Source organism: Nocardia heshunensis (assembly GCF_054782115.1).
The window spans coordinates 450429-462073 of sequence record NZ_BAAGTC010000003.1; the positions used below are offsets into that span (position 1 = coordinate 450429).

At 68.8% G+C, this 11645-nt stretch carries 8 protein-coding genes; all 8 read left to right on the top strand.

Going from position 1 to position 11645, the window contains the following annotated elements; genetic code table 11:
- Window positions 1-79 precede the first annotated feature (79 nt).
- Genes ACYVN4_RS08850 through ACYVN4_RS08885 form a run of 8 tightly spaced genes read left to right on the top strand, consistent with a single transcriptional unit; the run spans window position 80 to window position 11635 of the window.
- Window positions 80-874 (top strand): glycosyltransferase family 2 protein, encoded by a 795-nt coding sequence (locus tag ACYVN4_RS08850; RefSeq protein WP_460719112.1) that lies wholly within the window; start codon window positions 80-82, stop codon window positions 872-874.
- A 56-nt stretch (window positions 875-930) separates the two neighbouring features.
- A complete protein-coding gene (locus ACYVN4_RS08855; RefSeq protein WP_460719114.1) occupies window positions 931-2220 on the top strand; it encodes a glycosyltransferase family 2 protein in 1290 nt (429 codons plus the stop codon).
- The gene (locus ACYVN4_RS08860; RefSeq protein WP_460719116.1) at window positions 2217-7391 is read left to right on the top strand and encodes a glycosyltransferase; all 5175 of its coding nucleotides are present in this window, start codon (window positions 2217-2219) and stop codon (window positions 7389-7391) included. Before ACYVN4_RS08855 ends, ACYVN4_RS08860 begins: the two co-directional genes overlap by 4 nt.
- Complete coding sequence (locus ACYVN4_RS08865; protein WP_460719118.1) at window positions 7388-7771, top strand: hypothetical protein; 384 nt, start codon at window positions 7388-7390, stop codon at window positions 7769-7771. Before ACYVN4_RS08860 ends, ACYVN4_RS08865 begins: the two co-directional genes overlap by 4 nt.
- Window positions 7768-8571 carry a polysaccharide deacetylase family protein gene (locus ACYVN4_RS08870; RefSeq protein WP_460719120.1) on the top strand — a complete coding sequence of 268 codons (804 nt, stop codon included), beginning with the start codon at window positions 7768-7770 and terminating at the stop codon, window positions 8569-8571. The genes ACYVN4_RS08865 and ACYVN4_RS08870 overlap by 4 nt, the downstream gene beginning before the upstream one ends.
- A gap of 36 nt (window positions 8572-8607) precedes the next feature.
- Entirely contained in the window at window positions 8608-9570 is a 963-nt protein-coding gene (locus ACYVN4_RS08875; protein WP_460719122.1) for an NAD-dependent epimerase/dehydratase family protein, read from the top strand.
- Between the two features lie 9 nt (window positions 9571-9579).
- On the top strand, window positions 9580-10644 hold the full coding sequence (locus ACYVN4_RS08880; RefSeq protein WP_460719124.1) for a GNAT family N-acetyltransferase: 1065 nt from the start codon (window positions 9580-9582) through the stop codon (window positions 10642-10644).
- Window positions 10637-11635, top strand: coding sequence for a beta-propeller fold lactonase family protein (locus tag ACYVN4_RS08885; RefSeq protein WP_460719126.1), 999 nt, complete (start codon window positions 10637-10639; stop codon window positions 11633-11635). Before ACYVN4_RS08880 ends, ACYVN4_RS08885 begins: the two co-directional genes overlap by 8 nt.
- The last annotated feature ends 10 nt before the right edge of the window (window positions 11636-11645 follow it).

Below are 11645 nucleotides of genomic sequence, written 5' to 3' on the forward strand. Positions count from 1 at the left end.
GGTCGGGTTCAGTGGTCGGAATTCGTTCGTGCCGAATCAATGTCTTTGTCACGGCATTCGAGCGGAAGCGTACTTCGCGATGAGCGAGCGGACCTCACTGAACCCCCACTCCGGTAATAACCGTCTCCGTCCGACCGGCGCCCGCACCCGGGTCGGACCGCCACCAAGATCATCGAAAAAGGCTGTGAGCCTGGTTATCCCGGCCAAGAACGAGGCCCGCAATATCGCCTGGGTCTTGGAGCAGCTGCCCGACGAAGTCACCGAGGTGGTCCTCGTCGACGGGAACTCGACCGACGCCACCCTGGTCACCGCGCGCCGGTATCGCCCCGATATCAAGGTCATCGCGCAGCAGGGCATCGGCAAGGGTGATGCCCTGCGCGCCGGATTCGTGGCCGCCAGCGGGGACACCATCGTGATGATGGATGCCGACGGCAGCATGAATCCGCAGGAGATCTCGCATTTCCTGTACTTCCTCGACCACGGCTACGACTTCGTCAAAGGCTCGCGATTCGTCGGCGGCGGCGGGTCGTTGGATATCACCGGACTGCGGCGGGCGGGCAATCGATTCCTGCTGGCAGTCTTCAATACGCTGTATCACACGCGGCTCACCGACCTGTGTTACGGATTCTGTGCCTTCGACCGCCGCTATCTCGATCATTTGGACCTGGCGGCTACGGGATTCGAGATCGAGGCCGAGATGACGGTCCGGGCGATGCGGGCGGGATTGCGTATTGCCGAGGTGCCCAGTTTCGAAATGCCGCGCCGGGACGGAAGATCGAATCTGCATGCCGTCCGCGACGGATTCCGGGTACTCGGCACGGTGCTCGCGGGGCACCGCACCAGCACGCCGGTCCCCACCCCGGAGGGCCGGTGAGCGCCCGGACGGGTGCGCCACGAAATACCGATCGATCCTGCTCGCCAGTCCGGCAGTTGACGCCCGACGATCTGCCGATCGCGCGCGCGGAGATCGAATTGAGCGCACCCGCACCCGAATTCGTGCTCGCCGACGAGCAACGCACGGCGCGCAAGATCCTGGCGCTGGTGCGGTGGCACGCCGCCCCGGTCGGTGTCGTCGTCCTGGACGCGGAACGCGGCCGCGACTGGGAGACGCGCGCGCCCACGGTACGGAACGCGGTGGCCGAGGCGGTCTCGGAACATCTGCGGTCCGACAACCCCGACGCCGCGGCGGAGATCGGACCCGCCTGTGTCCGTCGCCGACGGCGGATGCTGGCGCACGCACCGGCGATCACCGTGGTCGTGGCCACGCGCGGCCGGCCCGAGAGCCTGCGGCGTTGCCTGGAAGCGCTACTGCGCCTGGACTATCCGCGCTACGAGATCGTGGTGGTGGACAACGATCCGCCCGACGACGCCACCGCCACGATGATCGCGGAGCGCTTCGGTGACCGGGTCCGCTACGTGCGTGAGGACGTGCGCGGCCTGGCCGCGGCGCACAATCACGGGCTGGCGATCGCCGACGGCCGCATCGTGGCCTTCACCGACGACGATGTGATCGTCGACCGGCTCTGGCTTGCGGGCATCGCCGAAGGTTTCGACGCCACACCGGATGTCGGGTGCGTGACCGGCCTGATCCTGCCTGCCGAGTTGGAGACGCCCGCGCAACTGCTGCTGGAACAGCACGGCGGCTTCGACAAGGGCTTCACCGCACGCATCTTCGACATGGACGGTCACCGGCCCGAGGATCCGCTGTTCCCCTTCACCGCGGGACGATTCGGCTCGGGCGCGAACATGGCCTTCGACACCGCGGTGCTGCGCGGGCTGGGTGGTTTCGATCCCGCGATCGGCATCGGCACCCGGGCGCGCGGCGGTGACGATCTGGCCGCCTTCTTCCGCGTCGTGGTCGGCGGCCACCGGCTGGTCTATCAGCCGAGCGCCCTGGTGTGGCATCACCATCACCGGGAGATGGCCGCGTTGCGCAATCAGGTGTACGGCTACGGTGTCGGGCTCGGCGCGTATCTGACCAGCGCGCTCGTGCACGACCCGAAGATGGTGGGCGCGTTCGTGCGCCGACTCCCCCGCGGCGTCGCCTACGCGCTCGCGGCGACCTCGGCGCGACGTGAAGGGGACGATACGACGGGCGATTCCGCGTGGGGTCTGCCCGCCGAGCTGGCCGGGCTGGGCCGTCGGGGGGTCCTGTCCGGTCCAGCGGCCTACGTCATCAGCCGATGGCAGACCAGTCGCGCGGCCGGAGTGGGCAGGTGAGGGCCTTCGCCCCGACCGATGCGACCGGCGCCCCGGAGGTGCCACGGTCCGGGGTCGATTCGGAAGAGACCCGAAACCCACTGGTGCGCAACGGCATCCTGCTGACCCTCGGCTCCGGCTTGTCGGCGCTGGTCGGGCTCGGGTACTGGACGGTGGCAGCGCGTTGGTACTCCCCGGAAGCCGTGGGCAGCAATGCCGCGGCGCTGTCGCTGATCCTGCTGATCGCCATGGCCGCCCGGCTCAACCTCAACAGCGCCATGGTGCGGTTCATCCCGGCTGCGGGTGCGCGGACGGGGCGGCTCGTCGCATGGGCTTACCTGGTCTGCGTTGCGGTCTCGGTGGTCGCCGGCGTCGCGTGTGTCGCGGCGATCGGCCTGTTCGCGCCCGGTGTCACCTACCTGGAAAGTGGCGCGGCACAGGCGTTGTTCGTGGTTGCCGTGACCGCGTACACGCTGTTCGTACTGCAGGACGGCGTGCTGACGGCCTTGCGCCGCGCTCCCCTCGTGCTGGCCGAAGCGGTCCTGTTCTCGATCGCGAAACTGCTGTTGGTGGTCGTGCTGGCGTCCGCTCTGCCCGTGCACGGCATCCTGGTGTCCTGGATGGCCGCGGTCGGCGGCGCGGTGGTGATCGTCGGGACCTTTCTGTTCACCCGCGCGATTCCGGCACGGCAGCACGACAATACGGACACCGACCGGTTGCCCCCGGTCCGCGATATCGCCCGCTTCGTGGCCGCCGACTATGTGGGCTCGGTGTTTTCGATCGCCGCGGTGACGGCGATGCCGCTGCTGGTCGTGGCCCTGCTCGGCGCGGCCCAGAACGCCTTCTACTCCATCGCGTGGGCCATTGCGAACGCCCTGCACCTGCTCAATCTGAACATGGGCACATCCCTGGTCGTCGAAACCGCCACGGATCAAACCCGATTGGCCGCCCACGCGCGCCGGGTGCTGACCCGCACCGCGACGCTGCTGGTCCCCGCGGTGCTCGCGGTCACGCTGCTCGCACCGTATCTGCTCGGCGTCTTCGGCGACGGTTACCGAGCCGGCAGCACACCACTGCGGCTGCTGGCGCTCGCGGCACTGCCGCATCTGCTGGTCTCGACCGCCACCAGTTCGGCGCGGGCGCAGCGAAAACTGCGGCTGCTGCTGGCGATTCAGAGTGCCACCTGTGTGTCGGCGCTCGGGCTCGGTGCGCTGCTGCTGCCCGAGCTCGGTCTCTACGGCGCGGCGATCGCCTGGCTGGCCACCCAACTCTGGTTGGCGGCGGTGCTGCTGGTGCGGCGTGACCTGTGGATGCCGGACGAGTCGCATCGACGCTGGTGGTGGCACCTCGAGGGAACGGTCGCGCGGCTGGCCCTGACCACCCGGCTCCGGGTGCTACTGCGGCCCGCGCTGCCGCGACTCCGCGCGCTCGTCGCCGCCGACCCACCGGGCGACGATCCGGCGCTGCAGGCGATGGTGCGGGAGCGGCCGGGCACGCACGCGCGAATACTGCCCACGGTCACCGATATTCGCGTCGCGGTGCTCAGCCCGGACGGCGGCGACCCGACCGCGGTCCTCAAGTTCGCCCGTACGCCGCTGGCCGGGCACGATCTCGAGACCCAAGCCCGGGTGCTGGCCGAACTGGCGGACATGACCGAGCTCGGCGACTGGCGGACGCTGCTGCCGCGCATCGAGGAGCTGCGCACCGATGGCGACACGGTGGTCTCGGTGGAATCCTTCGTGCCCGAGCGCGATTTGGCGACCGTGCTGCTGCGCCATCCCGACCGGTATCGGCCGCTGATCGCCCGGGCACTCACGGCGATCAGCGAATTACACACGCGCACCGGCAGTTTCGATCATGTCGGCGAGGGCGAACTGGCCGAGTGGGTCGACCGGCCACTGCGGCAGCTGGCACATGCGTGCGCCACCATGTCACCCCGCTCCACCGCGACCGTGGACCGGCTGGGTACGGTGCTGCGGGCCGCCCTGTCCCGCCGCCGAGTGTTGATCGGCTGGACACACGGAGACTTCCATCCCGGGAACGTCCGGCTGGGCGGTTCGGACGACGCCGTGACCGGCCTCATCGATTGGGGCGGTGCCGGTTTCGGCCGACTCACCGCGCTCGACGGCTGCCTGCTGCTGCTCACCGCCAACCGCCTGCTCGAGGACCGCGAACTCGGCGACATCGTGCGCGAACGCCTGCTGCACACCGGCGGTCTCACCCCGGACGAGCGCACGCTGCTGGACGATGCCTGGGGCACAGCACAAGCCGGGCCCTCCGACGGCTGGCTCGACGAACGGGTGCTGATCCTGCTGACCTGGCTGCACCATGTGGTCGGCCTGTGGACCAAATGCGATGCCTATCGGGAGCGGCCGATCTGGTGGGCGGTCAATGTCGAGCCGGTGCTGCGCGCCTTCGAGACCGTCGCGACCGCGCTCGAGCAGCAGGCGCGGATCTCGGCCGAGCTGCGTGGTGACACACCCTCGGACCTCGACGATCCGGATTCGACCCTGGAGTTGTATCTGGCCGGTCCCCCGCCGACCGTGGACGTGGTCATCTGCGCCTACACCGAACGGCGTTGGCAGGACCTGGTCGATGCGGTCGCCTCCGTACGCCGCCAGACCTATCCGGTACGGCGGCTCGTGGTGGTCATCGACCACTGCCCCGGGCTCCTCGAACGGGCCCGCTACGAACTACCCGGCACCACCGTCGTCCCCAACCGCGAGACCAAGGGCCTGTCCGGTGCACGCAATACCGGAATCGCCGCCACCACAGCCGATATCGTGACCTTCCTCGACGACGACGCGGTGGCGGCCCCGGACTGGATCGCCGCGCTGCTCACGCCGTACGCGGATCCGGCGGTGCTCGGGGTCGGCGGCCAGGTGCGCCCGAACTGGCGGGCCGCGCGCCCGCGCTGGTTTCCCGACGAGTTCGGCTGGGTGGTGGGCTCCGGATACCGGGGGCTGCCGACCCGGCGTGCCCCGGTGCGCAATGTCATCGGCGCGAACATGTCGATGCGCCGCGAGTTGCTGGTGGAATCCGGTGGGTTCGACGAACAGCTCGGCCGGGTCGCGCGGCGGCCGCTGGGCTGCGAGGAGACCGAGCTGTGTATCCGGGTGCGACGCGCGCATCCGGGCGGCGTGCATGTCTACGAACCCGCGGCGATCGTGCACCACACCGTGCCCGGCGATCGGGCGACGTGGTCGTACTTCCGGTCGCGCTGTCTGGCCGAGGGCCAATCCAAGGCGGTGGTGCGCAGGCTCGCGGGCGCGGCGGACGGATTGTCCAGTGAGCGAACGTATGTCACGTCCACGATTCCGCGGGGAGTGCTATATCAGCTCGGCCGGGTCGCACGCGGCCAGCTGTCGGGTCTCGCCGCCGCCTGCGCGCTGATCGCCGGGGTGATGTTGACGGCGCTCGGCTTCATGGCAGGAACGATCCGACCGGCCTACGCACCCGACCGACGACCCCTGCATCGATATCTACTGCGGCGCAGCGTCTTCGCTGCGCTACCGGTTGCGCTCGCGTTGTGGCTGCTGGCGCTGCGGCATGTCGATACCGGTCGCATCGGCGACTACGGGCTGATCCCGTTGCTACCCGTGACCTACTGGGCGGCACTGGCGATACTGCTGACCGGATTCGCTGTGCTGGTGCACAATCCGCGGACGCCGTCGGCCCTGCTCGCCGCACACATCGGCGTCCTGATCGCCTTCCTGCACGCCACGCCGTGCCTCGTCTACGGCACGCTGCGCTATTCGTGGGCGTGGAAGCACGTCGGCGTCGTCGACTACTTCCTGCGTCACGACGGCACCGACCCGTCCATCCACGAGTTGTCCGCCTATCAATACTGGCCCGGCTTCTTCAATCTCAACGCGCTGCTGGTCCGGGCAAGCGGCCTGCACTCGGCGCTCGGCTATGCCACTTGGGCCCCACCGGTTTTCAACGCCCTGCTGATCGGCCCGCTGGTGCTGATCTTCCGCGCCGCTACGGACGATCGGCGGCTGATCTGGACGGCCGTGGCGATCTATGTGCTCGGGGCGTGGGTCGGGCAGGACTATTTCGCGCCGCAGGCGGTCGACTACTTCCTGTACCTGAGCCTGATCGCGTTGTGCCTGCACTATTTCCAGCGGCGCTCGGCCGTGCGGACCGGGCGGCGGGTGGCCTTCGGCGTGCTGGCGTTGCTGCCGATCGCGGCGGCCATCATCGTGACCCATCAGCTCACCCCGGTCATGGTGGTGGCCGCCCTGGTGGCGCTCGCCCTGCTGTGCCGATACCGCCTGGTCACGATCACGGTGCTCACCGTGGCGCTGGCCGCGGTGTGGGATCTGGTGTTCGCCGGACGCTGGATACGCGAGAACTTCGACAGCATCCGGTCCACCATCGGATTGCTCGGCCACAACGCGAATTCCGGGTTCATCAGTCTGGCCGCGGCCAGCCACAGCCAGGCGGTGGTGGCCCGCGTCGACCGGTTGCACAGCGCCGCGGTCTGGGTGCTGGCGCTCCTCGGCCTGGCCCGCCGCTTCCGCTATCGACGCGATCTCGCGCTCGTGGTGCTGGCCCTGGCCCCGATTCCGGTGCTGGTCAGCAATGACTACGGCGGCGAGATGATCTTCCGGGTCTATCTTTTCGGGTTGCCGTTCGCGGCGTTCTTTGCCGCGGCCGCCTGCTACCCACGCCCGGAATCGGGACACTCGTGGCGCACCGCGATCGGCGCGCTCGCGGTGGTGCTGGCGCTGGTGCCGGGCTTCGTGTTCGGCTATTACGGCAAGGAACAGGCGAACTACTTCAGTCCCGGCGAGGTGGCCGCGGCCCGGTTCGTCTACGGCATCGCCCCGCGCGGCTCGCTGATCGTCGGCGCGACCAGCGATTTCCCTTGGGCCTTCCAGAATTTCGAGTTCTACGACTATCTGTGGTTCGCGCTGCTCGAACCCAAGGATCGCCAGGTCGTGCTCGATGATCCGGTGGCGGCGTTCACCGATTATCTGAGCCCGGCCCGCCACCACCACGCCTATGCCATCCTGACCCGCAGCCAGGCCGCCGATATCGATATGAGCGGTGTGTTACCGCGTGGCGAGCTCACCAAGATCACCGACGCCTTGACCGCCTCGCCCCGCTTCCTGGTCATCTATCGCAATGCGGACGCCATGGTGATCACCGCGAATCTCCCCTTCCCGAAGCAGGCGCAGGGATGAGTACGACACGGAACTCGCAGCGGCGCCTACGAATACGCCACCTCATGGTGGCCGCCTCCGGCTGGCTGGCGCTGGCGGCCGTCGCCTACCTGCCTGCGGACACGCCGCTGCGGATTGCGGCGGTGTTCGGATTCGTGCTGCTGGGACCCGGATTCGCGATCTCGGGCCTGCTGAGTTCGGGCGACCGGCTCGAACGCTGGGTACTCACGGTTGCGCTGAGTCTGTCGCTCGGGCTGCTGGTCACGGTCGGATTCACCGAACTCCGGGACAGCTCCGTCGATCAGCGGCTGGCGGTACTCGCGGCGGTGACGACGATGGCCACCCTCGTCGATATCGTTTGGGCGCGGGAGCGAGAGCCCGAGGCTGGGGGTACGCCGTGACCGTCATCCCGATCCTGCTGTATCACAGCGTGAACGATGATCCGCCCGGTTGGATCGCGCCGTACACGGTCACGCCACGCGTCTTCGCCACTCACCTGAAGCACATCGCCGACAGCGGCCGCACCGCACTGACGGTGTCCGGGCTCCGTGCGGCGCTCGACGGTCGCGTCGAACTACCGGCCCGGCCGGTCGTGCTGACCTTCGACGACGGGTTCGCCGATTTCGTCTGCGCCGCAGGGATGCTCGCGGACGCCGGGCTGGCGAGCACGCTGTACGTGACGACCGGTGCGCTGCGCGGTGGCCCCGCGGCCGAGGGTCTGCGGCTCCCGCCCGCGCCCATGGTCGACTGGTTTCAGCTCGCCGATCTCTCGGCCCAGGGTGTGGAGATCGGTGCGCACACCCACACCCATCCGCAGCTCGACACCCTGTCCCCCGTCGCCGCCCGGGACGAACTGAGCCGGAGCAAGGGACTGCTCGAGGATGCACTCGGCATCGCGGTAGACAGCTTCGCCTATCCGCACGGATTCCACACCGCTGCATTGTGTGCCGCCGTCCGCGACGTCGGATTCGGTTCGGCGTGCGCGGTCGGCGAGGCCCTCAGCTCGAGTGCCGACCACCCGTTCGCTCTGGCTCGGCTGACCGTCCGCGCCACCACCTCCGCGGCGACCCTGCGCGGGTGGCTCGACGGCCGCGGCATGCCGGTCGCGCCGCGCGCCGAGGCGTTGCGGACCAAGGCGTGGCGCGCCTATCGGCGGCTGCGCGGTCCCGGATCCGCCCGCGGGGTGATCCGCATCGATTGAGCCACGGTCAATTCCGTCCATTCCACAGGAGAGTTCATGCGTGCCCTGGTCACCGGCGCAGCCGGATTCATCGGATCGAATCTGGTGGATCGCCTTCTCGCGGACGGCCATCAGGTCGTCGGCGTCGATAACTTCGCTACCGGGCGGGCGGCGAATCTGGCCCACGCGGTGCGGGCGGGTACGCGCTTCGGCCTGATCGAACGCGATATCACCGCGCCCGAACTGGTCGACATCGTCGCGGCCGTGCACCCGGAGACCGTCTTTCATCTGGCGGCCCAGGCGGATGTGCGCAAATCAGTGGCCGACCCGTGGTACGACGCGCGGGTCAATGTGCTGGGCACGATCAATCTGCTGGAGGCCAGCCGCCGTGCGCAGGTGCGCCGGGTCGTCTTCGCGGCATCCGGCGGATCGCGCTACGGAAGGCCGGAATCGCTTCCGGTGCAAGGGGAAACGCCCGCCGACCCGATCTCCCCGTATGCGGCGGCCAAGGTCGCAGGTGAGTACTATCTGCGGGCCTACACCGGACTCTACGGTTTGCGCGGCATCAGTCTGGCCCTCGCCAATGTCTATGGACCACACCAGAATCCGGACGGCGAGGCGGGCGTGGTCGCGATTTTCGGCAGCGCGCTGCTGACCGGGCATCCGACCACGATCTACGGCGACGGCAGCGCCACCCGCGATTACGTCTACGTCGGCGACGTGGTGGACGCGTTCGTGCTCGCCGCCGACGCACCCGCCGAGGTCACCGGAATGTTCAATGTCGGCACCGGCGTGGAGACCTCGACGGCGCGCCTGCACGACATGATCGCGCGGTCGGTCGGGGTGCGCGCGGCTCCGGCGCATCGGCCGGAGCGAGCGGGCGAGATCAGCGCGATCGCCCTGGACAGCACCGCCATTGCCGCGACGCTGCACTGGACGCCCCGGGTCGAGCTGCGCGATGGCATCGACCGCACCGTCGAATGGCTGCGCAGCGTGCTCACCATCAGCCCGGCGGTGTGAGGAGAAACAATGGCGCGCAGCATCTTGTCGAGCACCACTGTCGAGAGCCCGGCTCCGCGCGAGCTGTGGCGGCGACTGCACGAAGACGATCGCGAGGCCGTCCCGACCCAGGCCGCGGAATGGCTCGACTGTGTGACCTCGCTCGGCGGTTGGCGTGACGCCAGTCGGCTCTACCACCTGCCGGACGGGCGCAGCGCGGTCCTGCCGCTGGTGCGTCGTCGGATGCCCGGTCCGGGGATCCTGCGATCCTTGCCGGAGGCTTGGGGTTTCGGTGGACTGGTTGCGCCCGGCGGGGTGGATGCCGAACTGGTGTCGGCGGTCGCCGACGATCTGTGTACGACACCGGCGGCGCGGATCTATGTCCGCCCCAATCCATTACACGCCGACGCATGGGCGGGCGCGCTGACCGATCGACCCGGTGTCACCGCCGTGCCGATGCGCGCTCACGTGCTCGACCTCACCGGTGGTTTCGAGCAGGTGTGGCACGAACGGTTCAAGGCGGCCACCCGCACCGATGTGCGGAAGGCTCGAAAGTCCGGCGTGCGCATCGAAACCGACACCACCGGCCGCCTGGTGCCCGTGTTCTACGACCTGCTGCTGCGTTCCTTCGACCGCTGGGCCGAGCAACAACACGAACCCCTGTGGCTGACCCGGTGGCGTGGCCGTCGCCGCGACCCGATCGACAAGTTCGCGGTGATCGCCGAGCGCATGGGCGAACGCTGCCGAATCTCGGTGGCCTGGCTCGACGACCGGCCGGCCGCGGCGATCGTGGTGCTGCGCGGTGGATTCAACGCCCACTACACGCGCGGGGCGATGGATCAGGAGGTGGCGGGCCGGGCCCAGGTGAACTGCCTGTTGCACGCGACGGCCATCGAGGACGCCTGCGCCGCCGGGTGCCGGGCCTATCACTTCGGAGAAACCGGCGGGTCGGCGCGATTGGCGCAGTTCAAGAATCGCTTCGGCGCGCAGCCGCGGGAGTACGCGGGCTATTGGATCGAACGGGTGCCGGTCTACCGCGCCGACCGTCTGGTCCGCACCGGCGTCAAACGCGTGATCGGATTCCGCGATGCGTAGGGCCGGGCTGCTGCTCGCGGTGGTCGCACTCGTGTGCGGCGCGTGTTCGGCGGGTGCGCCGAAGTCCCAGACCCCGACTCCGCCGGGGCATTACGCGCTGGTCGCCAACGCACGGACCAGCGATCTGCAAACCATCGACGCCACCACCATGACCGCCGTCGGCACTCCCATCGGTCTGGGCGCGATCCCTTCCAATGTCATCGTCAGCCCCGACGGGAAACACGCTTTCGTGGTCAGTCCCCTGGCCAGCACGGTCACCGTCATCGACACTGCCGCCCGGCATCGCGTCGGTGACCCGATCCAGGTCGGCAGCTTTCCCTCCGGGATCGCCATCAGCCCGGATGGTTTGCGACTGTATGTGGCGGGCGGCGAGACCGACGACGTCCGCGTCTACGACACCCGCACCGGGCGGCGGATCGGCAGATCCGTCCGGATCGGTGACGCACCGGGCGGATTGGCCATCAGCCGGGACGGGATCTGGCTCTACGCGACCAGTCAGTACCAGAACGATCTGCGGGTGATCAATGCCGAAGGACTGTTCGTGGACGGGAATGCGATCGTGCTGGGCACCGCGCCCGCGAGCGTGGCCGTGAGCCCGGACGGCACTCGCGCGTACGTCGGCAATCTGTTGTCGAACACCGTCTCCGTGATCGACACCGCCGCACGGACAGTGACGGGCGTGCCGATCCCGGTGGGCGACTATCCGGTCGCCCTGGCCGTGAGCCCCGACGGCAGCCGGGTCTATGTCGTCGATCAGAACTCCAATGACCTGCGCATCATCGATACGCATACCGATACTGTTGTCGGCGCGCCGATTCCGACCGGCGCGGCGCCCAGCGGGCTCACAGTCTCACCCGATGGCCGCCTCGTGTATGTCACCGACATGTACTCTGACGACATCACCGTGATCGACACCGTCACTCTCACGGCCACCAGATCGGGCCGCATCGGCAATGCGCCCAGCGGTATCGCGCTGGCGGACGTGGGCTGACCGCTCGGGA